Below are 25,371 nucleotides of genomic sequence, written 5' to 3'. Positions count from 1 at the left end.
CCGGCCGTCCTCGCCGCCATCGACCTCGCCATGATCGCCGATCCGTCCGTTCCCGTCGCCCCGGCGCCGAGTCCGGCGCGCTTCGACTTCGAGGCGATCGGCACGCACTGGCAGATCGAGACGCCGCAGCCGCTCCCGGCGGCCACCCGGGCCGCCGTTCTCATGCGGGTCGAGGCCTTCGACCGCGACTACTCGCGGTTCCGGCCCGACTCGCTCGTCACGGCGCTCGCCCGCGGGGCGGCCTCGGTCGAGTTCCCGGCCGACGCGGAGCCGCTGTTCGAGCTCTACGACCGGCTGCACGCCGCCACCGACGGGGCGGTCGACCCGCTGGTCGGCGCGCGCCTCGAACAGCTCGGATACGACGCGAATTACTCACTGCGTGCGTCGCCCGCGGGTGAGTCCTCGATTCCGGATGCCCGAGCCCGCCCCCGCTGGTCCACCACCGTCACCCGCGCCTCCGCGTCGCCGGGTTCCGGCGTGACCGTCTCGGCCCCCGCCGGAACGGTGATCGACCTCGGTGCCGCCGGCAAGGGGTACCTCGTCGACCTGGTCGCGACCGTGCTGCGCGACGCCGGTCACCGCGAGTACGTCGTCGACGGGAGCGGGGATCTGGCGCACTCGGGCGGTGCTCCCGTGCGGGTGGGGCTCGAGCATCCGCTCGACCCGCGCAAGGCGATCGGCGTGGCCGAGTTCGCCGGCCTCTCGCTCTGCGCCTCGGCGAGCAACCGGCGGGCCTGGGGCGACGGGCTGCACCACATCGTCGACCCGCGCACCGGATCGCCCGCCCGCGAGGTGATCGCCACCTGGGTCGTCGCCTCGTCGACCGCCCTCGCCGACGGTCTCGCGACCGCCCTCTTCTTCACCGGCGCGCACCAGCTGGCGAAGACATTCCACTTCAGCTATGTCCGCATGTACGCCGACGGGCGCGCCGAGCGCTCCCGTGACTTCCCCGGGGAGCTCTTCGCATGAAAGCACGACTCGACACGCTGATCGGGCGCGTCACGATGTACAACCTGATCGTGCTGGTGCTCGCGGCGCTGGTCGTGATCGCGATCGTCGCCGGCGCCCTCGGGCAGCTGTTCTACACGCCGCTGCAGCTGCTGCTGTCGACGGTGGTGGCGGTGGTGGCGACCGCGGCCGCGAGCTGGCTGCTGGCGCGGCTGTTCCGCACCCGCGCGCACCTGCCGTCGTCGGCGATCTCGGGGCTGATCATCGTCTTCGTCTTCATGCCGACGGCCGACCCCGCCGGGCTCGCGCTGATCGCCCTGACCGGCGTGCTCGCGGCGGCGTCGAAGTTCGTGCTCGCCTTCCGGGGCCGGCACATCCTGAACCCGGTCGCCGCGGCGGCCGTGGTGATGAGCGTCACCGGCCTGTACCCGTCGGCGTGGTGGGTGGCGACGCCGGTGCTGCTGCCGTTCGTGGCGATCGGTGCGTTCCTCGTGCTCTGGCGCACCCGCAAGCTGGCCCTCGGCCTCACCTTCGTCGTGGCCGCCGGAGCGATCACGATCGGCCGGATCATGCTGACCGGCACCGCCTTCCCCGACGCCCTGGTGCTCGCCTACGGGTCGTTCCCGATCGTCTTCCTCGCCGGCTTCATGCTGAGCGAGCCGCTGACGCTGCCGCCCCGGCGCTGGCAGCAGCTGCTCGTCGCGGTGGTCGTCGCGGTGCCGTTCTCGATCCCGTTCACGATCGGAACGGTCTACTCGACGCCTGAGATCGCGCTCGTGATCGGCAACGTCGTCGCCTTCGCGTTCGGCCAGCGGCGGGGGGTGCGCCTCCGCTTCGCGGGCAGCCGCGCGCTGACCCCGACCTCGGCGGCGTTCGACTTCGAGCCCCTCTCGCCTGTTCCCTTCCGCGCCGGACAGTACCTCGAGCTGTCGCTGCCGCACGCGCGCCCCGACACCCGCGGTGCGCGGCGGATGTTCAGCATCACCACGCCGCCACCCGCCCGCCTGCACGCCTCGACGCCCGCGCCGGTCTCGCTCGGGGTGAAGCTCTCGGACCCGTCGAGCTCGTTCAAGCGGACGCTGACCTCCCTGACGCCCGGGACGACCGTGAACGCCACCTGGGTGGGCGGGGACTTCCTGCTGCCGTCCGACGTCTCGGTGCCGCTGGTGCTCGCCGCCGGCGGGATCGGTGTCACGCCGTTCGTCAGCCAGCTCGCCGAACGGGCCCGGCGCGGCACGGCGGGCGACGTGGTGCTGATCTACTCGGCGTCGGCTCCGGACGAGCTGGCATATGCCGACGAGATCGCGGCCACGGGCATCCGCGTGCTGGTGATCGCACCGGACCGGCCCGCCGAGCTGGCGCCCGGGTGGACGTACCTCGGGCCCGCGCGGCTCACGGCCGAGGCGGCTCGTGCGACGTTGCCCGACCTCGCGTCCCGGCGGGCGTACGTGTCAGGGCCTCCCGGGTACGTGGACCATGTCGCGGCGCAGCTGCGGCGGGCGGGGGCACGGCGGGTGCACACGGACGCGTTCGCGGGCTACTGAGCCCTTGCCAGGCCCTGCGTGACCGTCTTCACCTGGCTCACCTGATTCATCTGGCTCATCTGATTCACCTGGCTCATCTGACCGTCGCGTAGGCGTCGAGCGCGGCCCGGCGCGACTCCTTGAGGTCGACCATCGGCTCGGGGTAGGCCGGCGTGCCCGCCTCGGGGACGTAGCGATTGACGTACGAGCCGTGCTTGTCGAACTTGGACGCCTGCAGCTCGGGGTTGAAGATGCGGAAGTACGGCGCCGCGTCCGGACCCGACCCCGCCACCCACTGCCAGTTCAGGGCGTTCGCGGCCGGATCGGCGTCGACCAGCGTGTCCCAGAACCAGGCCTCGCCGACGCGCCAGTCGACCCGGAGGTTCTTGACGAGGAACGACGCCACGACCATCCGCACCCGGTTGTGCATCACGCCCGTCTGCCACAGCTCGCGCATGCCGGCGTCGACGAGCGGAATGCCCGTCTCGCCCTGCTGCCACTGCTGCAGCTCGGCGTCCGTCAGCTCGGCCCAGGGGAAGCGGTCGAACTCCGACCGCATGTTCTCGGTGGTGATCGAGGGCAGGTGGTAGAGCAGGTGGTACGAGAACTCGCGCCAGATCAGCTGCCGCAGCACGGCGGCGGCTCCCTCGGCGTCTTTCGAGGCCCGGGCGCGGTGCCCGTCGAGCGCATGCCAGAACTGGAATGGACTGATCTCGCCCCAGCGCAGGTGCGGTGACAGCATCGAGGTGCCCTCCTCGCCCGGCAGATCCTGCTCGGCGACGTAATGGGACACCCGCTCGGTCAGGAACGTCTCCATCCGCTCGGCCGCCCCCGCCTCGCCCGGTCGCCAGCGCTCGCGCAGCCCGCCCGCCCAGTCGGGCTTCGTGGGCAGCAGGGCCCAGTCGCCGAGCGCGTCGGACCGGACCTCGCGGTGGTGCAGCCCGTCGTCCTTCGTCGGCGCCGGCAGCGGATGCCGCGGTGTCTGCTTCGCGAGCACCGCCCGATAGAAGGGGGTGAAGACCTTGTACCAGCCGCCCTGGCCGGTCAGTACCGTCCACGGTTCGGCGATCAGGGAGCCCTGGAAGCTCTCGACCTCCAGGCCTGCTTTGCGCAGGCCCGCCTTGAGGTCGCCGTCGATGCCCCGCTCGATCTCGCCGTACCGTCGGTTCCACAGCACCCGCGTCGCACCGACCTCGTCGACGACGCTCTGAACCACCTCGCGCGCCGGGCCCCGCCGCAGGGTCAGCGTCAGCCCCACCTCGCGCAGCCGCTCGCCGAGCGCCTCGAGCGAGTGATGCAGCCACCACCGGGCCGCCCCACCGATCGGCCGGATGCCCGGCGACTCGTCGTCGAGCACGTACAGGCACACGATCGGGTCGCCGCGCCGCACGGCCTCGTGCAGGGCCGGGTTGTCGGCCACGCGCAGGTCTTCGCGGAACCAGACGACGGAAGTAGCTCTCTCGCTCACCCTCCCCATCCAACCCCACCCCGCGGCCCCCCGCCGCGTCTCCCTCGCGATCGCAGGTGGCCTTCGCGGCCGGGGTCAATTCTGGAGTCAGTGGCCGGAGACGCCCTCGCGGAGTTTGTCGCAGAGGCGGGCCAGCTCGGCCAGCTCGTCGGGGGAGAGGTGCCCGGTCATGTGCGCGGTGATCGACTGCGCGTGCACGACGGCGGCCTGCCGGTAGACGTTGACGCCCTCGTCGGTCAGCCGCACCAGCGTGCCCCGCCCGTCGTTCGGGTCGTCGGCCTTCTCGAGGATGCCGCGCGCCACCAGCCGATCCACGAGCCGGCTGATGCTCGGCTGGGTGAGCAGCACCTTCTCGCCCAGATCCTTGATGCGCAGTGTGCGCCCCGGGCACAGCGACAGGTTGAACAGCACGTCGTATTCGTTCAACGACACGATGCTCGACGGGAACTCGGCGGCCAACTCCCGCATCACGCTCACCTGCGCGCGGAACAACGACTCCCACGCCGCGACCGGCCCCACCTCCGCGCCCATGGACCCTCCGATAGTTCTCGTGCCTGAGGTCTACTCGACAGACGCTACAGCTGTGTCTATAGTTGAGCAAATATCAAAAGCGAGGTTGATTTTCATGCGGCGACTCACAGCACCCGTTGTGGTGCCTTCAGCAGCTGTTGTCCTGCTCACAGTCACCTGCCTTGGCAGTTCGCCAGCATCTGCGGACAGTCTGCCGGTGGCAAGGGATGACTTCTACAGCTCATATCAGGGGGTGCAGCTGAAGGTCGAAAGTCCAGGCTATCTGGCGAACGACACACCTGGGTTGCACTACACGCTCAAGACGAAAACGAAACATGGAAGCGTCAACTTCATGACCGTGCCGGGCGGCTTCCTTTACGAACCCACCGACGCAACCTTCGTCGGTCACGACGACTTCACGTATTGCCTGGCGGCAGATTTCGACGGTGGCCCGTGTGTTTCGGCTGACGCCACAGTAAACATCGACGTCACTGCGTCAGTCGCTGTTCCCGACCAATATGACGTCACCGCCGGATCGCCTCTCGTCGTAACCACCCCGGGCGTCATGGCCAATGATCAACCGTCGGGTGGCTTGCAGCCGACATGGCTCACCAAGCCGACGCACGGTAGTTTCATGGCGAGCCCGTTTTTCGGGGCTTTCACCTACAACCTCACGGACCCTGCATACATCGGGTTGGACACATTCCAGTACTGCCTGGCTACCTTTGGCGGCGGGGCCTGTGCGTCCGATCCTGCCGTTGTCGTCCTGAACGTAGGCGGGGGGCCGGACGTGGTGCGGGTGGGGGGTGCCGATCGGTTTGCGGTGGCTGCGGGGGTGGCGCAGCGGGAGCATCCGGTGGGGCCCGCGGATGTGGTGGTGGCGTCGGGGGAGGGGTATGCCGATGCGTTGAGTGCTGCGCCGGCTGCCGTGAAGAGTGGGGCCGCGTTGCTGCTGGCGACCAAGGCGACGTTGCCAAGCGCTACGGCGGGGGAGATATCGCGGTTGAGGCCGATGAAGGTGACGGTCGTGGGTGGGCCGGCGGCCATTTCGGACGGAGTGGTGGCGGAGATCGCGCGGCTGCTGCCGGTCGGGGCGAAGGTCGAGCGGATCGGTGGGGCCGATCGGTTCGTCGTGAGTCGGGCCATCGCGAAGCAGTTCTTCGGGACGTCGGCGCATTCGTTCGTGACCACGGGGCTGAACTTCCCGGATGCGCTGGCCGCGGGGGCCGCGGCCGGGAGCGGAGGCGAGCCGGTGCTGATGGTCAACGGGCAGGCCGAGACAGTGGATGCGGAAACGAAGGCGGCGCTGTCGGGGTTGTCGACGTCGCGGCTGGCCGTCGTCGGCGGGCCCAATGCGGTCTCGAATGGAATCGAGACGACGCTGAAGGGGCTGGCGAGTGTCGACCGGTTGATGGGTGCTGATCGATACGAGACCGCGGTGGCGGTGTCGAAGGCGGTCTTCTCGACGGCCGACACGGTGTATTTCGCCACCGGGCTGAACTTCCCCGACGCGCTGGTCGGGAGTGTGGCCGCCGGGGCCGGGCACTCTCCGATCTACACGGTCCCCGGGAACTGCGTGCCTCAGTCGGTGCTCGACGACATGGCGCGGCTGGGGGCCCAGCACGTCGTGCTGCTCGGCGGCGAGAGGGCCCTGAGCCCGGAGGTCGAGCAGCTCACACCGTGCAGCTGAACCGGCGAGCCGGGAGAGGCAAGGGCAGGGGCAGGGGGCAATAGGCCCCGCAGGTTAAATGATTGAGGGCCCGTCGTAGAGGCTAACGACGGGCCCTCTCCCTTGCACCAAGAGTGTCCTGCAATCACATTCCGCGGGAGCTGCCACAGCAAACAACTTCCGCTCCATGAATATATAACGGCTAGGTAACGGAGCGCTAGTTATCGAATCGTTATTTTTCTGGGAGTTCGCTGTGTCACCACAACGAGGGGCACGCAGGGCTCAGAACAGGTCGGGCGAGGGCGTCGAGGTGTGGCGCACCGAGACGTCGGCGTGCCGGTCGAAGCGGTAGCCGACGCCGCGCACGGTGCGCACGATGTCCTCGTAGTCGCCGAGCTTCGAGCGCAGGCGCCGCACGTGCACGTCGATGGTGCGCTCGTTCGGCACCTCCTCGTCGCCGGCCGACCAGAGCGACGCGATCAGCTCGGCGCGCTCGATGGTGCGGCCCTCGCGCAGAACGAGGTACTGCAGCAGCTCGAACTCCTTGTAGGTGAGGTTGGCGGCCTGGTTGTCGAGCAGCACCCGCTTGCGGGAGAGGTCGACGACGACGCCGTCGCGGGCGCGGTCCTGCTCCTCCTCGGGAGCCTGGCGGTGCTTGGCGAGGGCGGCCGGGTCCTGCAGGGCGAGGCGCACGACCTCGACGTCGCGACCGCCGGCGCCGCGGGGGGCGAGGGCGACGGCGGCATAGGTCTCCGACGACGGCGCGATCTGCGCGGCGAGGGCCTTGAGCTGCTCGACGATGCGGCCGAGGTCGGTTCCGTCGGCGGCGGCCTTGTCCTCGTCGATGCCGACGTAGAGCACGAAGCCGCGGGCCTCGGTGCCGTCGGGCACGGCGCGGATGCGGGCGGTGGGCTCCGCGGCGACGCCCGAACGGAGGGGGGTGACGGTGGTGGGGCGGGAATCCAGGTGGGCGATCGACATGGCGGAGTGTCCTTGCGGGAGCGGCCCGTGGTCGACGGGCCGGAGATGTGTCATTCCGGAGGATCCTGGTGCGGATCCGGAGACGGCAGACCGAATCAGATGAGACGGATGCCGGGGAGCACGACGCTCTCCGCGATCAGATGCGCGGGGGTCGATGCTCGAGCGAGAGGAGGAAGGTTCTCGTCAGCGACACATTCGACAGCACATGACGGCGCCGCCGGCCATCATGCCGGCGTTCCCGGGGGCCTCAAAGGAGGTCGGGGCGAACGCGTTGTCAGTCATGTGCACAATCAAAGCGGATCCGTGAGACGAAAGTCAAGCATCCACTCGACTTCTGTGCAGTGGCACGGCGTCGCCCGAGGTATAGGTTCGACCCCATGACCCGGAGCGAGGCATGACCCAGACGTCCCCACCCATCGCCGACCGGGCCCGCTGGCAGGCCTTCGCGGTCTGCGTCGCGGTCGCCGCGCTGACGATCCTCGACCTGTCGAAGGTGAACGTCGGGCTGCCGTCGATCGAGAAGTCGCTCGGCGCCGGCCCGACCGAGCTGCAGATCATCGTCGCCGGGTACGCCCTCGCGTTCGGCCTGGCGCTCGTGCCCTCCGGCCGGCTCGGCGACCTCTACTCGCGCAAGCTGCTGTTCATCATCGGCCTCAGCGCCTTCACCCTCGCGAGCGCGGCCTGCGCGGTGGCGCCGGACATCAACACGCTCGTGATCGCGCGCATCGTGCAGGGTGTGGCGGCGGGCATCCAGATGCCGCAGGTGCTCGGGCTCGTGCAGCAGCTCTTCCAGGGCGAGGAGCGCGGCCGCGCCTTCGGACTCTTCGGGGCGACGATCGGCGTGGCGACGGCGTTCGGTCCGACGCTCGGCGGGCTGCTCATCGCGATCGGCGGGCCCACCGATGGCTGGCGCCTGCTGTTCTGGATGAACGTGCCGCTCGGCATCGTGTTGCTGCTGATCGCCATCAGGCTGCTGCCCAAGACGCAGGTGCGCGACCCCGGCGCGAGGAACCTCGACCTCGTCGGGATCGTGCTGCTCGGAGCATCCGTCTTCACCTTCATGCTGCCGTTCGTGCTGACCACCGGTGGGCCCGATGACAGCAACTTCCGCTGGTTCTGGCTGGCGGGCACGGTCGTCGCCGTGGCGCTGTTCATCTGGTGGGAGCGGCGGTACCAGGCGAGCGGCAAGTCGCCGGCCATCCGCTTCTCGCTCTTCACGATCAGCTCGTACCGCAACGGGCTGCTGCTCGCGACGGCCTGGTTCGCGGCGGTGCCGGCGGTGTTCCTGCTGACGACGCTGTTCCTGCAGGAGGGGCTCGGGTTCGAGCCGGTGTTCGCGGGGATGGTGAGCATCCCGTTCGCGCTGACCTCGGCGATCGCGTCGCTGATCGGCGGGCGGCTCGTGATGCGCGTCGGCCGCAAGCTCGTCGTCATCGGCGTCGTCGTGGCGATGGTCGGCTTCGTGCTGGTGCTGCTGGCGGCGGTGCTGCCGCCGGCCGGATGGTCGATCTGGCTGATGGCCGGGGCCATGGCGGTCGCGGGGGCCGGCGGAGGCTTCGTGATCTCGCCGAACCAGACGCTGACGCTCGCCGAGATCCCGGTGACCGAGGGCGGCGTGGCCGGTTCGATGGCGCAGGTCGGCCAGCGCGTCGGCACGGCGATGGGCGTCGCGGCGGCCTCGTCGATCTTCTTCGCGACGCTGTACCGCGAGGGGCCGGGCAACGCCGACAACGTGATGATCTACCACGACGGGTTCCGCAACGCGTTCTTCGTGGCGCTGGGGTTGCTGGCGGTGGCGCTCGTGATCGGGCTGCTCGACCTGCGGCGGCGGGCGAAGCAGGCGGCCGCTCCGGATGCCGGCGAGCCGGCCGGTTCAGCGGCTCCGTAGACGGGGTCGCGTCACCGGGGCCTCGGCGTGAGGCGTCGGGTGCCGGCGCTCGGGCCCTGGCGGGCCGGCGTCTAGCGAATTGCCCGGGCGTGGGCCCGCCAGCGGGTGGGCGGGTCAGCGGGCGGGCGGGTCAGCGGGCGGGACGCCGGCGCGGAGCTCGTCGAAGACGGCCTCGGCGTCGTCGAGCCGGGAGAGCCCCGCGGCCTGACCGGCCCAGAGCGAGAGCAGCTCGGGTCGATCGAGGCGGGACGCCTCGGAGCGGAAGCGCCCGGTCAGCTAGTTCTGCGCCGGGAAGGGGGCGATCGCGCCGCCCGCCTCGATCCGGCGGAGGGCCCGGTTCGGCAGTCCGCGGGCGAGGCGGCCGCTCATCGCCCGGGTGAGCACGGTGTCGTGGGCCGCGGCGGCGGCGATGGCCTGTTGGTGCGACTCGGGCGCGGCCGACTGCCGGGTCCGCAGGAACGCCGTGCCTACTTGAACCCCGACGGCGCCGAGCGCGAAGGCCGCCGCCACCCCGCGCCGATCGGCGATGCCGCCGGCCGCCACGACCGGCACGCCGACGGCATCGACCACCTGCGGCACCAGCGCCATCGTGCCGACCAGCGACTGCTCGGCCGGGCGGAGGAACGAGGTGCGGTGCCCTCCGGCTTCCGAGCCCGAGGCGACGACGACGTCGACCCCGCCCTGCTCGAGCGCGACCGCCTCGTCGACGGTGGTGGCGGTGCCGAGCACGACGATCCCCGCGCGGTGCGCACGCTCGACGACGTCGGCGGGCGGCACGCCGAACACGAACGACACGGCGGACGGCCGCACCTCCAGCACGGCGTCGACCTGCTCGCCGAACGGCGGCAGGAAGCTCTCGGGCAGCCCGGGCGGTTCGAGCCCCACCTCGGCGAACAGCGACGCGACGGATGCCGCCGCCTCCGCGAACGCCGTCGCCGCGTCGGCGGGCTCGGCTTCGTCACCGGTCGGCACCCACAGGTTGAGGGCGAACGGCCGCGGCGTGCGGGCTTGCATGGCCGCGGCGGTCTGCCGGATGCGGTCGGCGTCGTACCCGTACAGCCCGAACGAGCCGAGCCCGCCGCGATCGCTCACGAGCGCCGTGAGCTCGATCGACGAGACCCCGCCGAAGGGCCCTAGCACGACGGGGGTCTCGACCCCGAGAGTGTCGTCGAGCGAGACCATGCGAGCGAGCGGAGGCGGTGGGTGGGCGACGGGCGGGCGAGCGACGGGCGGGTCGGGAGGGTGGGCGGCCGGCTAGACCAGGCCGTACAGGCGGTCGCCCGCGTCGCCGAGGCCCGGCACGATGTAGCCCTTCTCGTTCAGGCGCTCGTCGAGGGCGCCGAGCACGAGGGTGACGTCGCGTCCTTCCGTGGCCTTCTCGAGCGCCGCGACACCCTCGGGGGCGCCGAGCAGGCAGATCGCGGTGACGTCCTGCGCCCCGCGGTCGAAGAGGAACTCGATCGCGGCCGAGAGCGAGCCGCCGGTCGCGAGCATCGGGTCGAGCACGAAGCACTGGCGGTCGGAGAGGTCGTCGGGCAGGCGCTCTGCGTACGTGGTCGGCTCGAGGGTCTCCTCGTTACGAACCATGCCGAGGAAGCCGACCTCGGCCGACGGCACCAGCTTCACCATGCCTTCGAGCATGCCGAGCCCGGCGCGCAGGATCGGCACCACGAGCGGCCGCGGCTCGCTCAGCGCGAGGCCCTGCGTCTCGGCGACGGGGGTCTGGATGGTGATCGGCTCCACGCTCACGTTGCGCGTCGCCTCGTAGGCTAGGAGGGTCACGAGCTCCTCGGTGAGCGCGCGGAACGTCGGCGAGGGCGTCGTGCGGTCGCGCAGCACGGTGAGCTTGTGGGTGATGAGCGGGTGATCGGCAACGTGAACTCGCATGAGGCCAATCTACTGGAGAGGACGGCGCCACCGTGCCCGAGAACGCCGCCCCGCCACTGCCGCCCGCGGCCGTGCTCGACGAGTGGATGCGCGTCGCGCTCCTCGAGGCCGAGGCAGCGCTCGACACCGACGACGTCCCCGTCGGCGCCATCGTGCTCGACGCGACCGGTGCCGTGATCGGCGTCGGACGCAACGAGCGCGAGGCGCGCCACGACCCCACCGCCCACGCGGAGGTGCTGGCCCTCCGTCAGGCGGCCGAGGCACTCGGCGACTGGCACCTGACCGGGGCGACCCTCGTCGTCACGCTTGAGCCGTGCGTCATGTGCGCGGGCGCGATCCTCTCGGCGCGGGTGCCGCGCGTGGTGTTCGGCGCCTGGGACGAGAAGGCGGGCGCCGCGGGCTCGGTCTACGACGTGCTGCGTGACCGCCGCCTCAACCACCGCGTCGAGGTGATCGCGGGCGTCCGCGCCGAGGCGTGTGCCGTCCTCCTCACGGACTTCTTCCGCGCCCCCTGACCTGCTCCCGCGCCCGGGTCGCGCTAACGGCCCTTCGCAGCGCGGGCAAGGGCCCTTTGCGCGACCCGGGCGAGGCGCGCGGGGTTGGGCGGCCCGAGGGGGGCAGGGGAGGGGTCAGGGGGAGGGGTCAGAGGGGCGCGATGCGGGTGAGGTAGTCGTCGAGGAGGCGGGACGAGGCGGTCTGCATCGCGTCCGAGTGCTGCGCCCGCTCGGCGCGGAGCGCCGCGGGGGAGTAGCCCGCCGCCGTGACGTAGGCCTCGTCGCCCGCGAGCCACTGCTCGTGCATGGCGGAGGTCAGCTCCGGGTGGAACTGCACCGCGAGCATCCATTCGCCGATGCCGAAGGCCTCGTTCGGGTACGCGGCCGAGGAGGCCAGCAGCGTGACGCCGTCGGGCAGGTCGAAGGTGTCGCCGTGCCACTCGGCCATCGGTACGCCGGCGACGTGCCGCACGGGTGAGTCGGCACCGGCCGCGGTGGGCTCGACGACGCGGTAGCCGACCTCGACGGTGGGCCCCGGATGCACGGACGAACCCAGCGCCGCCGCCACCGCCTGCGCCCCGAAGCAGACGCCGAGCACCGGGCGCTCCTCCCTGAGGCGGGCCCGCAGGAAGTCGAGTTCGGGGTCGATGTAGCCGAGCCGGCCGCGGTCGTAGACGCCGTCGGTCGAGCCGAGCACGATCACGAGCTCGGCGTCGCGGGCGCGGGACAGTCCGGCCGCGAACTCCGGGGCCGGGGCCGAGGCGTCGACGAGGTCGATCGCGTAGCCGTGCCGCGCGAGCACCGGGGCGAAGTTGCCGAGGTGCACCGACGGCTGGTGCTGCACCACGACCGCGCGGCGGGTGACGGGCGGCACGGGCTGGCGCCCGGTCGCGGGCCGCTCGGTCGCCGGGCGCTCGGTCAATCCGCGCTCTTGATGACGATGGCCGAGGTGTTGAGCTCGACGTCGACCGGCGGCACGTAGACGTCGGGCTCGAGGTAGATGACGCGGGCGATCGGCACGACCTCGCGGATGCGGCCCTCGACCTCGTCGATCGTCTCGGCGACGTCGCGCAGTTCGGAGTCGGGCGCGAGCGCGATCTTCGCGCCGACCAGCAGCTCGTCGGGCCCGAGGTAGAGCGTCTTGATGTGGATGAGGCGGTCGACCTTGGGCGTCGACTCGATCGCCTGCACGATCTTGTCGTGGTCGGCATCGGTCGCGCCCTCGCCGACGAGGAGGCTCTTGGTCTCGATGCCGAGGATGACCGCGACGCAGACGAGCAGGGCGCCGATGAAGAGGGTTCCGATGCCGTCCCACACCCCGTCGCCCGTGATCACCGAGAGGCCCACGCCCACGAGGGCGAAGGCGAGACCGGTGAGGGCCGCCGTGTCCTCCAGCAGCACCACGGGCAGCTCGGGCGCCTTGGCGCGTCGCACGAACTGCACCCAGCTCTGCGTCCCGCGGGTGTGGTTGCTCTCCTTGATCGCCGTGCGCAGCGAGAAGCTCTCGAGTGCGATGGCGATCACCAGCACGGCGAGCGGCACGATCGGGTTCGAGATCTCCTCGGGGTGGGAGATCTTCTCGATGCCCTCGTAGATGGCGAAGACGCCACCGACCGAGAACAGGATGATCGACACCACGAACGCGTAGACGTAGCGCTCGCGGCCGTAGCCGAAGGGATGCTCGCGGTCGGCCTTCTTCTTCGCCTTGCGGCCGCCGAGCAGCAGCAGGAGCTGGTTGCCCGAGTCGGCCAGCGAGTGCACGCTCTCGGCGAGCATCGACGACGAGCCCGAGATGAGGAACGCGACGAACTTCGCGACGGCGATTCCGACGTTGGCCAGCAGGGCCGCGATGATCGCCCTGGTGCCGCCCGATGCGCTCACGTGAGACCTTCTTCCTGCGGTGGGATGATGCCAATCCTAGGATGGCGGGATGACCGACGCAGAGCCCCAGCCGACCATCACCCCGCCGAGCGACGAGGCCGCGGCCCCGCTCGCCCTGCCGACGATCGCCCTGCTCGGCGCCGGCTCGATGGGCCGCGCCATCCTGAGCGGGCTGCTCGCGCCGACCGTCGAGGTGGACGGCCCCATCCGTGTGACCAACCGGAGCTCCGCGAAGGCCGCCGAACTGACCGGCACGCCGGGTGTGACGGCGTTCGCGACCGACGACGACCCCGAGGCGAACCGCCGGGCCGTCGCCGGTGCCCACGTGGTGCTGGTCGCGGTGAAGCCCTCGATGGTGGTCGATCTGCTCGACGAGATCGCGGATGCGCTCGAACCGGGCGCCGTGGTCGTGAGCGTGGCGGCCGGGGTGACCGTGGGGACCTTCGAGGAGCACCTCCCTTCGTCGGTGTCTGTGGTGCGGTCGATGCCGAACACGCCCGCGGTGGTGGGGCGTGCCGTCACCGGCATCTCGGCCGGGACCCGCTCGAGCGACGACGACCTCGCGCTGGTGCGCCGCCTGTTCGAGACCGTGGGAACGGTGGTCGAGGTTCCGGAGAGCCAGCTCGATGCTCTCAGCACGATCTCCGGTTCGGGGCCCGCCTACGTCTTCCTGTTGATAGAAGCGCTGACCGAAGCTGCTGTGCAGAAGGGGTTCACGGATGCCCAGGCCGCCGAGCTCGTGAACGGCACCTTCGCGGGCGCCGCCGAGCTCCTCGTGGCGTCGGGGAAGACACCGACCGAGTTGCGCGTGCAGGTGACGAGCCCCAAGGGCACCACCGAGCGCGCGCTCGCCGTGCTGCAGGAGGCGGGACTGCCCGAGCTCTTCGGCCGGGCCACCGACGCCGCCCTGGCACGCGCCCGCGAGCTCGCCGCCGGCTAAGAGAAGCCGGTCAGGGGGCGAAGCCGGCGTCGCGGGCGAGCACGGCGGCCTGCAGCCGGGACGAGCATCCGAGCTTCATCAGCACCCGGCTGACGTGCGACTTCGCCGTGGTCTCGGTGATGACGAGGCGCGCGGCGATGGCCTGATTGCCGAGCCCCTCGGCCAGGCACCCGAGCACGTCGCGCTCCCGCGGGGTCAACTCGGCGAAAGGCACCGCGGTGGATGGCGCCGCCGGGACGTCCAGTGCCACCGCGTCGAGCACCCGCCGGGTCACCGCGGGGGAGAGCATGCCCTCGCCCGCCGCGACGCGGTGCACGGCCTCGAGAAGGGTGCGGGCATCCGTCGACTTGAGCAGGAAGCCGGCCGCCCCGGCGCGGATCGCCCCGAACACGTACTCGTCGAGGTCGAAGGTCGTCAGCACGACGACCGCGGCGAGACCCTCGGCCGTGATGCGGCGGGTGGCGTCGATGCCGTCGCGGACGGGCATCCGCACGTCGACCAGGGCCACGTCGGGCCGGTGCCGCCGGGCCGAGACGACGGCCTCGTCGCCGTCCCCCGCCTCGCCCACGACCACCACGGCCGGGTCGGTCTCGAGCATCGCGCGCAGTCCGCTGCGGATCATCGGGTGGTCGTCGACGACGAGAACCCGGATGCCCGTCACGCTCCACCCCGCAGCCGGGGCATCGGCAGCTCGGCGTGCACGAGCCACTCGTCCTCCTGCCGACCCGTCACCACGAAGCCGCCGAGCGCCGCCGCCCGCTCGCGCATGGTGAGCAGACCGAAGCCGGACCCCGACCCGGAGCCGGAGCCGGGAACAGAACCGGACCCGGACCCGGCCCCCGCCGAAGACCCCACCCCGTTCCGCACCGTCACCACGAGCCGCGGCGGCTCCGCCTCCCGCACCACGGCCACGCTCACCGCCGCGCCGAGCGCGTGCTTCCCGGCGTTCATCAGCGCCTCCTGCACGATCCGCACCGCCGCCTGCTCGGCGGCCCGCGGCGGTCCGACGCGCGCGAAGTCGAGCCCCCCGACGACCGAGACGACCATCCCCGTCCGCCGCGCCCGCTCGATCACGGCCCCCAGCCCCTCGAGCCCCGGCGCCGTCGCCCACGGATCGGCCTCGGCGCCCCGCAGCAGCCCGATCAGCTGCCGCATCTCCTCGAGCGACTCCAGCGCCGACTCCCGCACCACGGCGAGCGTCCGCCGGTCGCGCGCCGGGTCGGGCGCCTGCGCGAGGCTCGCCTCGGCCTGGATCGCGATCACCGAGACCTGCCCTGCGATCGTGTCGTGCAGGTCGCGCGCCATCCGCGCCCGTTCGCCCCGCACGGCCGCCGCCTGCTCGGCCGAGGCGACGAGGCGAAGGGCCTCCGCCTCCCGCGCCAGCGCGTCGGCGCGCGAGGTCTCGAGCCGCGCGCGCTCCTCGGCGAGCTCGGCCAGCTCGCTCTTCTGCTGCACGTTCGCCGCCCACCAGAGCGGCAGCACGATGAGCGCCACCGCCTGCAGCACGAGCAGCACGGTCACCCGCGGCGGCGCCCCCGAGAGCGCGGAGGCCAGCGTGATCCCCACCAGCACCACGGCGACCGTGCGCGTGATCAGGCGTCGCCCGGCGACGGTGGTGAACAGCCACGCCGCGAAGAGCAGGTCGAACAGGGCGAGCACGACGCCGATGCTGCCGCCGAGCATCCCGTCGGCCACCGTCGCTGCGACCCCGACCAGCAGCATGGCGAGCGGATGCCGCCGCTTCGCCAGCATGGCCGCGCACGCGACGGCGAGGGGCGCGAGGTGCACCCACGGTGTCTCGATGATCGCCGGTGCGTCCGTCCAGGTGCCGGTGACGCCGACGGCGATCAGCGCGGCGCCGAGCAGGAAGACGATGGCGGCGGTGAGGGCGTCCTCGAGCCGTGGCTCGGCGCGCACCCGGTCGTCGAGCCGGCGGAGGGCACCCGCGATCGCCACGACCGGGCCTGCCGCACCCCCGGAGGGAGCCGGAGGGCGACGGGCGGCGGACGATGAGCCGGTCCGGCTGTCGTCGGGGCGGTTCGTCATGCCGTCATCCCATCACACGGTCGCGGGCCGGGGCATCCTCCGAAGGGTGGAGGCCGAGGTGGAGAGCCGGGGCGGAGACACCTCCTTCGACGGATGCCCGCCGAGCCCCGATGGGCGAGCGTGAACCCATGACGCCCACGCTCCTCGGCACCCTCGCGGTGCTGGCCCTGATCGACAGCACCACCTTCGGCACCCTGGTCATCCCGCTCTGGCTGATGCTCGCCCCCGGACGCGTGCGACCGGCACGCGTGATCGTCTTCCTCGGCACCGTCGCCGCGTTCTACCTCGGCGTCGGGCTGCTGCTCCTGGCGGGCGCGACGGGACTGTGGAGCGCGCTGGGCGGCGCCGATCCGGCGCGGCTGCTCGAGCTGCCGGGCGTGCGGATCGCGGAGCTCGTGCTCGGGGTGGCCCTGCTCGTCGGGAGCTTCTGGATCGACTCGCCGAAGCGGAGGGCGGCGGCCGCCTCGAAGGGGCCCGGTCGCCTGAACCGATGGCGAGAGCAGGCGATGGGGGAGGGCCGGAGCGGCGGTCTCGTGCTGCTGGCGCTCGCCGCGGCACTCGTCGAGGTGGGATCGATGCTGCCCTACCTCGCCGGGATCGGGCTGGTCAGCGCATCCGGAATCGACTGGCCGGCCTCGGGGCTCGTGGTCGCGGGCTACTGCGCGGTGATGATCGTGCCCGCGCTCGTGCTGCTCGTCGTGCGCACGGTGGCGGCGCGCGCGGTCGAACCGGTGCTGCGGCGGCTCAGCGACTGGCTGAGCGCGCATGCGGCCTCGACCACGGCGTGGATCGTCGGCATCGTGGGCTTCCTGCTGGCCCGCGACGCCGCCCTCGGCCTCGGCCTCTTCGGCTGACGCCACAGCCTCAGCCGCGCGACTCCGGCCGAAAGCGCTTAGTTCCCGAGCGCCGCGAACGTCTCGATGTCCGACGACTTTCCCGACACGATGATCAGATCGTGATTCGACACCACTGTCGACTCGGTCGCATAGGTGAACGGCTTCCCCGGGCTCTTCACGCCCACGACGGTGACGTGGTACTTCGACCGCACCCCCGACTCGGTGAGGTTCAGCCCGCGGATGGGCTTCGGCGGGTACATCTTCACCAGCGCGAAGTCGTCGTCGAACTCGATGAAGTCGAGCATGCGCCCCGAGACGAGGTGCGCGACGCGCTCGCCGGCCTCGGCCTCGGGATAGATGACGTGGTTGGCGCCGATGCGCTCGAGGATCTTGCCGTGCGAGCGCGAGATCGCCTTCGCCCAGATCTGCGGCACCCTGAGGTCGACGAGGTTCGCCGTGATCAGCACCGAGGCCTCGATCGACGAGCCGACCGCGACGACCGCGATCTGGAACTCGGGGGCCCCGATCTGGCGCAGGGCCTCGACGTTCCGGGCATCCGCCTGAACCGTGTGGGTCACCCGCTCGGACCACTTCTGCACGAGCCGCTCGTCCTCGTCGATCGCGAGCACCTCGCGGCCCAGCCGATCGAGCTCGCCGGCGGTCGCCGCGCCGAACCGGCCGAGGCCGATCACGAGCACGGGCGCGTCGTGTCTGATGCGATCAACCAACGATGGGCCTCTCTTCCGGGCGCTTGTAGAGCTGCTGCCGCTGGCTGGCCGCCAGCGCCGCGGCGAGTGTCACTGTACCAACGCGGCCCATGAACATCGTGGCGGCCATGACGTAGACGCCCGCGTCGGGCAGCGAGGCGGTGAGACCGGTCGTCAGCCCCGAGGTGGCGAACGCCGAGATCACGTCGAACAGCACGAAGTCGAGCGAGGCCTTCGAGATCTGCAGGATCAGGATGCTCGACACCGCGACCGTGGTGGCCCCCCAGAGCACCACGGACACACCGAGGCGCAGCACGTCGCCCGGGATGCGGCGCCCGAACGACTCCATGTCGTGCACGCCGCGCGCCTCCGCGAACGCGGCGAGGAACAGCACCGCCAGCGTCGTCACCTTGATGCCGCCCGCCGTGGAGGCCGAGCCGCCGCCGATGAACATCAGCATGTCGGTGACCAGCAGGCTGGAGCCGTTCAGGTCGGGGATGGAGATGGTCGAGAAGCCGCCCGACCGCGTCATCACCGACAGGAAGAAGCTCTGGAACACGGTGTCGCCGGCGTCGAGCTGCCCGAAGGTCTTGGGGTTGTCGAACTCGAGCGCGATGTAGAGGGCGGCCCCGATCACGATCAGCAGCAGGCTCGTGACGATGGTGAGCTTCACGTGCACCGACCAGCGCACCCGCGTCTCGGTACCGTGCACGCGCCCGGTGCGCCGGCGGATGCCCCACGCGCGCAGACTCCGCGACAGCGTGTAGATCACCGGGAACCCGATGGCGCCGAGCACCACGCCGAGCATCAGCACGCCGAGGAAGAAGTAGTCGTCGGCGAAGGGCGTCAGGCCCTCCGCGTTCGGCGAGAACCCGGTGTTCGTGAACGCCATGGCCGAGTAGTAGAAGCTGTGCCAGACGGCTTCACCGAGCGGGATGCCGTCGATGAGCATCCGCGGGAAGAGGAGCGCGGCCAGGAGCGCCTCGATCACCAGGGCGCTGATGGCGACCGTCGACAGCAGCGAGCCGATCTCGCCGAGCCGCACCGCCTGCCCCTCGGCGACCGGGCCGTGGTGCATGCGCAGCGGGTTGGTGTCGCTCGCGGCGATCAGCCGGGCGCGCAGTCCGAGCTTGCGCGAGATGGCCAGGCCCAGGATGCTCGCCAGCGTCAGCACCCCGAGAGCACCGATCTGCACACCGATGTAGACGATGGTGTGGCCGAAGGCCGACCAGTGGGTGGCCATGTCGACGGTGGAGAGCCCGGTCACGCAGATCACCGAGACCGCGGTGAAGAGCGCGTCGGCGAGCGGGGTCATCTTCCCGTCGGTGGCCGCGATGGGCAGCGAGAACAGGATCGTGAAGATCAGGATGAGCGTGGCGAAGATGAGGATCGCGAAGCGCGAGGGCGAGTTCTCCGAGAACTCCCGCATGCCGTCGCGGATGCGGCCCGCCAGAGTGGCGCTCCGATTGAACGGATTGGGTCGAGCCGGGAGGGTGCGGGCGCTCACCGCAGCAATGCTACTCGGCGGGTCACCGCGCGCGGAGCGGGATGTCGCGCCGAACGGGCCCCTGCCCACTACCCTGGTCGCATGGCCGACATCTTCTCCGTGATCGCTGACCCGACCCGGCGTCAGCTGCTGTCGCTGCTGCTGGAGCGCTACGTCTCCGCCGAGTCGGCCACCGCCTCCGGAACCTCGGAGGGCGAGTACAGCGTCTCGGAGCTCGTCGGGCACCTCGAGCTGAGCCAGCCGACGGTCTCGAAGCACCTCAAGGTGCTGCGCGACGCCGGCCTCGTCGCCGTCCGCGAGGAGGGCCAGCACCGCTTCTACAAGATCGACACGTCGCCGCTGGAAGACGTCGAGGACTGGCTGATCCCCTTCCTCTCCGCCGACTTCGACACCGCCGAGGAGGACGCCCTCTGGGACAACGCCTCCGACGCCGTGCGCTCGGCCGCCGCGACCTTCGGGCAGAACGTGGGGCGGCGCGCGGCGCAGACCTCGCACGCGGTCAAGTCGGTCACCGAAGACCTGGTCTCCAAGCTCCGGCGCTAGCCGTACCCGCCGGGGCTCCCGGCGCACTATAGTTTCGCCATGACCACCTCCTCGTCCGAGCTCGGCGACGTGAAGTTCCTCACCGTCGCCGAAGTGGCCGAGATGATGCGGGTGTCGAAGATGACGGTCTACCGTCTCGTTCACGCCGGAGATCTGCCGGCCATCCGCTTCGGCCGCTCCTTCCGCGTGCCCGAGTCGGCGGTCGCCGTGGCGCTCAGAAACCACATCGCCGACAGCGCCTGACGGCGACTGCTACACTTCTGCGAGGCTCTTTCTGCCCCTGGCCGCCGTTTTCGTGCGGTCATCCCCGAAACGTGTGAGGTCTGTGTGGGTTCTGTAATCAAGAAGCGACGCAAGCGCATGGCGAAGAAGAAGCACCGCAAGCTGCTTCGCAAGACTCGCCACCAGCGTCGCAACAAGAAGTAGCGCCGAGGCTTCCGCCTCGCCGTTGCGCGAGCAGAGCGTCAGACCTTCGGGGCTGGCGCTTTTTGCTTAGGCTGACGCCATGCCCCTCTACTGCGCCACCCTCGTCGTGCGCGACGCGGTCACGAAGCTCGACGCCCTGGCGATCGTGGCCCTGGCGGCGGATGCGGTGGTCACCGACCCCGGCACCGTGCGTCCCAAGGTGCTGCTGACGGGCGGCGCGTGGGTCGAGGTCGAGATCCCGAAGTTCGGCGAGCCGCCGCCCCTCGCCCTCGACGTCTACTCGGCGCTCGGCGACGACCACGCGAAGATCGCCGCGCTGGCGCTCCTGGCGCGCCTCGAGGAGCGGACGGCGTGGACGGTGAAGCCCGACTTCGTGCTCTGAGCGGGGCGTGGTACCGTCTTCGTGGCTTGTCACTGCTCCCGCAGGCAACACCGCAGCTGTTCTCGACGACGACGACAGCACGAGTGTCCCTAGGAGTGAATGTGTGCGAGGCGAAGCCATGATCGTGCGGCGGGTGCTGAACAATAGCGTCGTCGACGCGCTCGACGACTCCCTGCAGGAGGTCATCGTCTTCGGGCGGGGCATCGGCTTCGCGTCGAAGCCGGGCGACACCATCGACCAGTCGATGATCGAGAAGATCTTCCGGCTCGATGACGACGCCGCGAGCCGGCACTTCGCCTCGATCGTCGGCAGCGTGCCGGCCGAGGTGCTCTCGGCCACTGCCGACCTCGTCACCCGGGCCCGCGCCGAGCTGACGGCGAAGATCAGCGACAGCCTCTACGCCTCGCTCGCCGACCACCTGTCGTTCGCGGTGCAGCGGGTGCGCTCGGGCGAGCAGTTCACGGTGCCGCTCGCCGTGGAGGTGCAGCGCTTCTATCCGAGCGAGTACGCCTTCGCCCGCAGCGCGGTCGCCGAGCTCAACGACCGGCTCGACGTCGAGCTCCCGGCCGAGGAGGCGACGAGCATCGCCCTGCACGTGATCAACGCGCAGGTGGGCGGCGCCGCCGACAGCGCAGCGCGCATGATGGAGCTGACCCGCGCGGTGCTCGACATCGTGCGCCTGCACTTCGGGCTCGACTACCGCGACGACGACCCGGCCTACCTGCGCTTCGTCACCCACGTGCGCTTCTTCGCCCAGCGCGTGCTGCTCGGCGAGTCGGTGCAGCGCGACGACGCCGAGCTGCTGCAGCTGCTGCGGTCGCAGCGGCCGGCGGCGTTCGTGTCGGTCGACAAGGTGGACGCCTTCGTGATGCGCAGTCACGGCCACGCGATGAGCGCCTCCGAGAAGGTCTACCTCGGGCTGCACATCGCCAACTTCCTGTAGTCCGCACGACCCGCACCACCCGTTCCATCCGTCCCACCGAAACCGAACACACACACCGAATCCGAAGCCGCGTCAGGGCAACCGCGTGAAGCCGGGATTCTCTATCGAGGAGAGTTCCATGAAGTACGAACGAGACGCCGCCGCGATCATCGCGGCGGTCGGCGGCGAGGAGAACATCTCCTCGCTGTACCACTGCGTCACCCGCCTGCGCTTCGGCCTGCGCGACAACGCGAAGGCCGACCAGGGAGCCCTGCAGGCCATCGCGCCCGTGATGGGCGTGAACGACGCCGGCACCCAGTACCAGGTCGTCATCGGCAACGACGTGCCCGACGTCTACCGGGCGATCGTCGCCGAGCTGCCGCGGCTCGCGCCCGCCGAGGGGGCCGACGGCGCCGGCCCGTCCGACGCCTCGGGCTCCGGCTCCGACCCCGTCGAGGCCACCGGCAATCCGCTCAAGCGCGCCTTCGCCCGCTTCCTCGACTTCATCTCGGGCACCTTCGCGCCCATCCTGCCCGCCATCGCCGGCGCCGGTCTGCTGAAGGGCGTGCTCGCGCTGATCAACGCCTTCGGCTGGGTCGACCCGCAGTCGCAGACCTTCCTGATCTTCTCGGCCATTGCCGACGCGGTGTTCTTCTTCCTGCCGGTGATCGTGGCGATCTCCGCCGCGCGCAAGCTCGGCGCGAACCCCTACGTCGCCGGCTCGCTCGGCGCCGTGCTCGTCTACCCGGCGTTGACCGCACTGCTCGGGGCCGGCGACCCGGTCGGGCTGCTGGGCATCCCGGTCACGAACGTGTCGTACTCGTACTCGGTCATCCCGGTGCTCCTCGGCGTGTACCTGATGTCGTGGGTCGAGCGCGGGCTCACCCGGATCATCCCGTCGTTCCTGAAGCTGACCGTCGTGCCCATGCTGACCCTCGTCGTGGTGGCCCCCGTCACGCTCGTCGCCCTCGGCCCGCTCGGCACCTTCGTCGGCAACGGCATCGCGGGCGGCATCAACTGGGCGCTCGACAACGGTGGAGCACCGGCCGGCTTCGTGATCGGCGCGCTGCTGCCGCTGATCATCATGACGGGCATGCACTACGCGCTGGTGCCGTTCATCCTGCAGAACCTGGCCACGCTCGGCTTCGACAAGTTCCTGCCGCTGACCTACGTGCAGACCTTCGCCACCGCCGGTGCCGTGTTCGGCGTCTTCCTGCGCGCGAAGAACTCGCAGGTCAAGGCCCTCTCGCTCTCGACGACCTTCACCGCGCTGATGGGCGTCACCGAACCGGCGCTCTACGGTCTGGCCCTGCCGCTGCGCCGTCCGCTGATCGCCTCGATGGCCGGCGCCGGCTTGGGCGGAGCGATCTCGCTCGGCCTCGGCGTGAAGGCCTACGTGCTCGCCGGCAACGGCGGGCTGCCGGGGCTCCCCGGCCTCGTGGGCGAGACGTTCATCTGGGCGATCGTCGGCATCGCGGTGGCGTTCGTGGTGTCGACCGTGGTCGCGATGGTGCTGGGGGTCGACGAGTCGATCCTGGCGCGCACGGCCGAGACTTCGACGGGGGCGGCGAAGGTTGCGACGCCTGCCCAGGCGCCTGCGGGTGCGGGTGCCGGTACTGGTGCCGCGGGGCCTGCTGCGGCTGCTGTGGTTCCGGATGCGCGACCAGCCGCCGTGGCCACGGCCACCGGTGCCACGGCCACCGGCGCCCGGCTGCTCGGTGAGATCGTCTCGTCGCCGATGACCGGTGAGCTGGTGTCGCTCGACGACGTGCCCGACAGCACCTTCTCGAAGCGCCTGGTCGGCGACGGCACCGCCATCCGCCCGATGGTCGGCATCGTCGACTCCCCGGTCGACGGCGAGGTCGTGACGGTCTTCCCGACCAAGCACGCCATCGGCCTGCGCAGCGACTCGGGCATCGAGGTGCTGATCCACGTCGGGCTCGACACCGTCGCGCTGAAGGGCGAGGGCTTCCAGAGCCGCGTCGCCGCCGGTGACCGCGTGCTCGTCGGCGACCGGCTGCTCGACTTCGACCTCGAGGCGATCAGCCGCACCAACGATCCGCTGAGCGTGATCGTGATCACGAACTCCGGCGACTACGGCATCGATCCGGGCACGACGGGGCCGGTGCGGTCGGGTGACGCGCTGATCCGGGTCACGCCGGTCGAGAGCGGCGAACCGGTGGGCGTCGGCGAGGGGGCCGTTCGATGAGCGCCGGCACCGCGCATCCGGAATCTCGGGCGACCGCCGGGGCGACCGCCGGGGCGACCGCGACGCCGACCGCGACCGACCCGGCCCCGCACGGGGCGACCGGGCCGTTCCCCGAGGGGTTCCTCTGGGGCGTCGCCTTCGCCGCGAACCAGGTCGAGGGCGGTTTCGACGAGGGCGGCAGGGGCCTGTCGCAGGCCGACGTGATCCCGTTCCGCACCGCCCGCGACTACGTCGACATCAGTGCGCTGATGAAGGCGAGCGACGAGACCATCGCCGAGGCGGCGGCCACCCGGGGCGCGGCGGGCTACCCGAAGCGCTCGGGCAGCGACTTCTTCCACCGCTGGGAGGGCGACGTCGAGCTCTTCGCCGAGCTCGGCCTCTCGGCGCTGCGAATGTCGATCGCCTGGTCGCGCATCTTCCCGACCGGGGTGGAGACCGAGCCGAACGAGGAGGGGCTGCTGTTCTACGAGCGCCTCTTCACCCGGCTGCGCGGGCGGGGCATCGAGCCGGTGGTGACGATGTCGCACTACGAGATGCCGCTGCACCTCGTGACCGAGTACGGCGGCTGGACGAACCGGGAGGTGATCGGGCACTTCGAGCGCTACGCCCGCACGATCGTCACCCGGTTCCGCGGCCTCGTGCACTACTGGCTGACCTTCAACGAGATCAACACCACGGTGATCGAGCCGTACACCGGAGGCGGCGTGATCGAGCGCGAGCCGGCGCCCGGTGTCGACCCGCGGCAGGCGTCGTACCAGGCGCTGCACCACCAGTTCGTGGCGAGCGCGCTGGCCGTGAAGCTCGTGCACCAGCTCGACCCGGAGGCGCGCGTAGGCTGCATGCTCGCCCGGATGGCCCACTACCCGGCGTCGAGCGACCCGGCCGACGTGGTGAAGGCGCAGTTCGACAACAACCTGAACCTGTTCCACACCGACGTGCAGGTGCGCGGACGCTACCCGGGCACCGTGCGCCGCTTCTGGCGCGACCAGGGCATCGACGTCGCGATGGAGCCGGGCGACGAGGCGCTGCTGGCGGAGGGAACGGTCGACTTCCTCTCGTTCAGCTACTACATGAGCCTGGTCTCGTCGGTGTCGCCCGAGAAGTACGGCGCGACGGGCGGCAACCTGTTCTCGACCATCAAGAACCCACACCTGCCCACCACCGAGTGGGGCTGGCACTTCGACCCCGAGGGCCTGCGCTACGTGCTCGACGACCTGTGGGACCGGTACGGCATCCCGCTGTTCATCGTCGAGAACGGCCTGGGTGCGACCGACGTGCTGGAGGGCTCGGCGGCGGATGCGGCGGCCGGCACCCCCGACACGAGAGCGGTGCACGACCCCTATCGCGTGGACTACTTCGTGCAGCACCTCCGGCAGGTGCGGGAGGCGATCGCCGACGGCGTCGAGCTGCTGGGCTACACGGCGTGGGGCGGGCTCGACATCGTCAGCGCCTCGACCTCGCAGATGACGAAGCGGTACGGCGTCGTGTACGTCGACGCGGACGACCTCGGCAACGGGTCGTACGACCGCGTCCGGAAGGACAGCTTCTTCTGGTACCAGCGGCTGGTCGCGACGAACGGGGCGGTGCTCGACGAGTCCTGATCG

Annotated in this window: 25 protein-coding genes; 14 read left to right on the top strand and 11 right to left on the bottom strand. The window is 71.0% G+C overall.

Annotated elements, in window-relative coordinates; genetic code table 11:
* Window positions 1-30: 30 nt before the first annotated feature.
* Window positions 31-969 (top strand): FAD:protein FMN transferase, encoded by a 939-nt coding sequence (locus ITJ64_RS04200; RefSeq protein WP_194679490.1) that lies wholly within the window; start codon window positions 31-33, stop codon window positions 967-969.
* Complete coding sequence (locus ITJ64_RS04195) at window positions 966-2,492, top strand: FAD-dependent oxidoreductase (protein WP_194679489.1); 1,527 nt, start codon at window positions 966-968, stop codon at window positions 2,490-2,492. Before ITJ64_RS04200 ends, ITJ64_RS04195 begins: the two co-directional genes overlap by 4 nt.
* Window positions 2,493-2,565: 73 nt before the next feature.
* Here ITJ64_RS04195 and ITJ64_RS04190 read toward each other — a convergent pair whose 3' ends face one another.
* Together ITJ64_RS04190 and ITJ64_RS04185 are read right to left on the bottom strand one after the other, a co-directional pair.
* Entirely contained in the window at window positions 2,566-3,948 is a 1,383-nt protein-coding gene (locus tag ITJ64_RS04190; protein WP_194679488.1) for a deoxyribodipyrimidine photo-lyase, read from the bottom strand.
* Between the two features lie 78 nt (window positions 3,949-4,026).
* Window positions 4,027-4,470 (bottom strand): MarR family winged helix-turn-helix transcriptional regulator, encoded by a 444-nt coding sequence (locus tag ITJ64_RS04185; protein ID WP_194679487.1) that lies wholly within the window; start codon window positions 4,468-4,470, stop codon window positions 4,027-4,029.
* A gap of 196 nt (window positions 4,471-4,666) precedes the next feature.
* Here ITJ64_RS04185 and ITJ64_RS04180 point away from each other — a divergent pair, with 196 nt between their 5' ends.
* Window positions 4,667-6,139, top strand: a complete 1,473-nt coding sequence (locus ITJ64_RS04180) for a cell wall-binding repeat-containing protein (protein ID WP_194679486.1) — start codon at window positions 4,667-4,669, stop codon at window positions 6,137-6,139.
* A 261-nt stretch (window positions 6,140-6,400) separates the two neighbouring features.
* Here the strand turns inward: ITJ64_RS04180 and ITJ64_RS04175 are convergent, their stop codons facing one another.
* On the bottom strand, window positions 6,401-7,099 hold the full coding sequence (locus ITJ64_RS04175; RefSeq protein ID WP_194680730.1) for a winged helix-turn-helix domain-containing protein: 699 nt from the start codon (window positions 7,097-7,099) through the stop codon (window positions 6,401-6,403).
* A gap of 394 nt (window positions 7,100-7,493) precedes the next feature.
* On the opposite strand from ITJ64_RS04175, the gene ITJ64_RS04170 reads away from it, so the two are divergent.
* Entirely contained in the window at window positions 7,494-8,987 is a 1,494-nt protein-coding gene (locus tag ITJ64_RS04170) for an MFS transporter (RefSeq protein WP_194679485.1), read from the top strand.
* 276 nt (window positions 8,988-9,263) lie between these two features.
* Here the strand turns inward: ITJ64_RS04170 and ITJ64_RS04165 are convergent, their stop codons facing one another.
* Window positions 9,264-10,169 carry an NAD(P)H-dependent flavin oxidoreductase gene (locus ITJ64_RS04165; RefSeq protein WP_370545031.1) on the bottom strand — a complete coding sequence of 302 codons (906 nt, stop codon included), beginning with the start codon at window positions 10,167-10,169 and terminating at the stop codon, window positions 9,264-9,266.
* 72 nt (window positions 10,170-10,241) lie between these two features.
* A complete protein-coding gene (upp, locus tag ITJ64_RS04160) occupies window positions 10,242-10,874 on the bottom strand; it encodes a uracil phosphoribosyltransferase (RefSeq protein ID WP_173183097.1) in 633 nt (210 codons plus the stop codon).
* Between the two features lie 86 nt (window positions 10,875-10,960).
* Between upp and tadA the strand changes: the two genes are divergently transcribed.
* The gene (tadA, locus tag ITJ64_RS04155) at window positions 10,961-11,389 is read left to right on the top strand and encodes a tRNA adenosine(34) deaminase TadA (protein ID WP_194680729.1); all 429 of its coding nucleotides are present in this window, start codon (window positions 10,961-10,963) and stop codon (window positions 11,387-11,389) included.
* A gap of 127 nt (window positions 11,390-11,516) precedes the next feature.
* On the opposite strand, the gene ITJ64_RS04150 is transcribed toward tadA, so the two are convergent.
* Together ITJ64_RS04150 and ITJ64_RS04145 are read right to left on the bottom strand one after the other, a co-directional pair.
* Complete coding sequence (locus ITJ64_RS04150; protein ID WP_228507657.1) at window positions 11,517-12,290, bottom strand: glutamine amidotransferase; 774 nt, start codon at window positions 12,288-12,290, stop codon at window positions 11,517-11,519.
* Entirely contained in the window at window positions 12,287-13,249 is a 963-nt protein-coding gene (locus tag ITJ64_RS04145) for a cation diffusion facilitator family transporter (protein ID WP_194679484.1), read from the bottom strand. Before ITJ64_RS04145 ends, ITJ64_RS04150 begins: the two co-directional genes overlap by 4 nt.
* 49 nt (window positions 13,250-13,298) lie before the next feature.
* Here ITJ64_RS04145 and proC point away from each other — a divergent pair, with 49 nt between their 5' ends.
* Window positions 13,299-14,189 carry a pyrroline-5-carboxylate reductase gene (gene proC, locus ITJ64_RS04140; protein WP_194679483.1) on the top strand — a complete coding sequence of 297 codons (891 nt, stop codon included), beginning with the start codon at window positions 13,299-13,301 and terminating at the stop codon, window positions 14,187-14,189.
* A gap of 10 nt (window positions 14,190-14,199) precedes the next feature.
* Here proC and ITJ64_RS04135 read toward each other — a convergent pair whose 3' ends face one another.
* Window positions 14,200-14,811: a response regulator transcription factor gene (locus tag ITJ64_RS04135; protein WP_194680727.1), complete on the bottom strand. Its 612-nt coding sequence runs from the start codon at window positions 14,809-14,811 to the stop codon at window positions 14,200-14,202.
* 35 nt (window positions 14,812-14,846) lie between these two features.
* Window positions 14,847-16,235 carry a sensor histidine kinase gene (locus ITJ64_RS04130; RefSeq protein ID WP_194679482.1) on the bottom strand — a complete coding sequence of 463 codons (1,389 nt, stop codon included), beginning with the start codon at window positions 16,233-16,235 and terminating at the stop codon, window positions 14,847-14,849.
* Between the two features lie 128 nt (window positions 16,236-16,363).
* On the opposite strand from ITJ64_RS04130, the gene ITJ64_RS04125 reads away from it, so the two are divergent.
* Window positions 16,364-17,089: a GAP family protein gene (locus ITJ64_RS04125; RefSeq protein WP_194679481.1), complete on the top strand. Its 726-nt coding sequence runs from the start codon at window positions 16,364-16,366 to the stop codon at window positions 17,087-17,089.
* Between the two features lie 38 nt (window positions 17,090-17,127).
* On the opposite strand, the gene ITJ64_RS04120 is transcribed toward ITJ64_RS04125, so the two are convergent.
* Together ITJ64_RS04120 and ITJ64_RS04115 are read right to left on the bottom strand one after the other, a co-directional pair.
* Window positions 17,128-17,799 (bottom strand): TrkA family potassium uptake protein, encoded by a 672-nt coding sequence (locus ITJ64_RS04120; RefSeq protein ID WP_173183103.1) that lies wholly within the window; start codon window positions 17,797-17,799, stop codon window positions 17,128-17,130.
* Window positions 17,792-19,207, bottom strand: coding sequence for a TrkH family potassium uptake protein (locus ITJ64_RS04115; RefSeq protein WP_194680726.1), 1,416 nt, complete (start codon window positions 19,205-19,207; stop codon window positions 17,792-17,794). Before ITJ64_RS04115 ends, ITJ64_RS04120 begins: the two co-directional genes overlap by 8 nt.
* Window positions 19,208-19,366: 159 nt before the next feature.
* Between ITJ64_RS04115 and ITJ64_RS04110 the strand changes: the two genes are divergently transcribed.
* The 7 genes from ITJ64_RS04110 (at window position 19,367) to ITJ64_RS04080 (ending at window position 25,368) form a co-directional block, all read left to right on the top strand.
* Window positions 19,367-19,828, top strand: coding sequence for a helix-turn-helix transcriptional regulator (locus tag ITJ64_RS04110; protein ID WP_194679480.1), 462 nt, complete (start codon window positions 19,367-19,369; stop codon window positions 19,826-19,828).
* Window positions 19,829-19,867: 39 nt separating this feature from the next.
* On the top strand, window positions 19,868-20,071 hold the full coding sequence (locus ITJ64_RS04105; protein ID WP_194679479.1) for a helix-turn-helix domain-containing protein: 204 nt from the start codon (window positions 19,868-19,870) through the stop codon (window positions 20,069-20,071).
* Between the two features lie 84 nt (window positions 20,072-20,155).
* Window positions 20,156-20,254: a 30S ribosomal protein bS22 gene (locus tag ITJ64_RS04100; RefSeq protein ID WP_003792170.1), complete on the top strand. Its 99-nt coding sequence runs from the start codon at window positions 20,156-20,158 to the stop codon at window positions 20,252-20,254.
* Between the two features lie 79 nt (window positions 20,255-20,333).
* On the top strand, window positions 20,334-20,636 hold the full coding sequence (locus ITJ64_RS04095; protein ID WP_194679478.1) for a hypothetical protein: 303 nt from the start codon (window positions 20,334-20,336) through the stop codon (window positions 20,634-20,636).
* 103 nt (window positions 20,637-20,739) lie between these two features.
* Complete coding sequence (locus ITJ64_RS04090) at window positions 20,740-21,579, top strand: PRD domain-containing protein (RefSeq protein WP_194679477.1); 840 nt, start codon at window positions 20,740-20,742, stop codon at window positions 21,577-21,579.
* 118 nt (window positions 21,580-21,697) lie between these two features.
* Window positions 21,698-23,767 (top strand): beta-glucoside-specific PTS transporter subunit IIABC, encoded by a 2,070-nt coding sequence (locus ITJ64_RS04085; protein WP_194679476.1) that lies wholly within the window; start codon window positions 21,698-21,700, stop codon window positions 23,765-23,767.
* Complete coding sequence (locus tag ITJ64_RS04080; RefSeq protein WP_194679475.1) at window positions 23,764-25,368, top strand: glycoside hydrolase family 1 protein; 1,605 nt, start codon at window positions 23,764-23,766, stop codon at window positions 25,366-25,368. Before ITJ64_RS04085 ends, ITJ64_RS04080 begins: the two co-directional genes overlap by 4 nt.
* Window positions 25,369-25,371 lie beyond the last annotated feature (3 nt).

The sequence above is a fragment of the Herbiconiux sp. VKM Ac-1786 genome (genome assembly GCF_015350805.1).
Taxonomy (GTDB): domain Bacteria; phylum Actinomycetota; class Actinomycetes; order Actinomycetales; family Microbacteriaceae; genus Herbiconiux.
The sequence above is the reverse complement of the archived record's forward strand: the minus strand, read 5'-3'. Positions and strand labels throughout refer to the sequence as shown.

Excerpts from the sequence above, each read along its gene's own strand:
- ITJ64_RS04095 (WP_194679478.1), top strand. The coding sequence starts at position 20,334 with ATGCCCCTCTACTGCGCCACCCTCGTCGTGCGCGACGCGGTCACGAAG.
- ITJ64_RS04170 (WP_194679485.1), top strand. The coding sequence starts at position 7,494 with ATGACCCAGACGTCCCCACCCATCGCCGACCGGGCCCGCTGGCAGGCC.
- ITJ64_RS04185 (WP_194679487.1), bottom strand. The coding sequence starts at position 4,470 with ATGGGCGCGGAGGTGGGGCCGGTCGCGGCGTGGGAGTCGTTGTTCCGC.
- ITJ64_RS04085 (WP_194679476.1), top strand. The coding sequence starts at position 21,698 with ATGAAGTACGAACGAGACGCCGCCGCGATCATCGCGGCGGTCGGCGGC.
- ITJ64_RS04110 (WP_194679480.1), top strand. The coding sequence starts at position 19,367 with ATGGCCGACATCTTCTCCGTGATCGCTGACCCGACCCGGCGTCAGCTG.
- ITJ64_RS04115 (WP_194680726.1), bottom strand. The coding sequence starts at position 19,207 with ATGCGGGAGTTCTCGGAGAACTCGCCCTCGCGCTTCGCGATCCTCATC.
- ITJ64_RS04165 (WP_370545031.1), bottom strand. The coding sequence starts at position 10,169 with ATGGTCTCGCTCGACGACACTCTCGGGGTCGAGACCCCCGTCGTGCTA.
- ITJ64_RS04175 (WP_194680730.1), bottom strand. The coding sequence starts at position 7,099 with ATGTCGATCGCCCACCTGGATTCCCGCCCCACCACCGTCACCCCCCTC.
- tadA (WP_194680729.1), top strand. The coding sequence starts at position 10,961 with ATGCGCGTCGCGCTCCTCGAGGCCGAGGCAGCGCTCGACACCGACGAC.
- proC (WP_194679483.1), top strand. The coding sequence starts at position 13,299 with ATGACCGACGCAGAGCCCCAGCCGACCATCACCCCGCCGAGCGACGAG.
- ITJ64_RS04190 (WP_194679488.1), bottom strand. The coding sequence starts at position 3,948 with ATGGGGAGGGTGAGCGAGAGAGCTACTTCCGTCGTCTGGTTCCGCGAA.
- ITJ64_RS04195 (WP_194679489.1), top strand. The coding sequence starts at position 966 with ATGAAAGCACGACTCGACACGCTGATCGGGCGCGTCACGATGTACAAC.
- ITJ64_RS04130 (WP_194679482.1), bottom strand. The coding sequence starts at position 16,235 with ATGACGAACCGCCCCGACGACAGCCGGACCGGCTCATCGTCCGCCGCC.
- ITJ64_RS04200 (WP_194679490.1), top strand. The coding sequence starts at position 31 with ATGATCGCCGATCCGTCCGTTCCCGTCGCCCCGGCGCCGAGTCCGGCG.
- ITJ64_RS04125 (WP_194679481.1), top strand. The coding sequence starts at position 16,364 with ATGACGCCCACGCTCCTCGGCACCCTCGCGGTGCTGGCCCTGATCGAC.
- ITJ64_RS04105 (WP_194679479.1), top strand. The coding sequence starts at position 19,868 with ATGACCACCTCCTCGTCCGAGCTCGGCGACGTGAAGTTCCTCACCGTC.
- ITJ64_RS04135 (WP_194680727.1), bottom strand. The coding sequence starts at position 14,811 with ATGATCCGCAGCGGACTGCGCGCGATGCTCGAGACCGACCCGGCCGTG.
- ITJ64_RS04080 (WP_194679475.1), top strand. The coding sequence starts at position 23,764 with ATGAGCGCCGGCACCGCGCATCCGGAATCTCGGGCGACCGCCGGGGCG.
- upp (WP_173183097.1), bottom strand. The coding sequence starts at position 10,874 with ATGCGAGTTCACGTTGCCGATCACCCGCTCATCACCCACAAGCTCACC.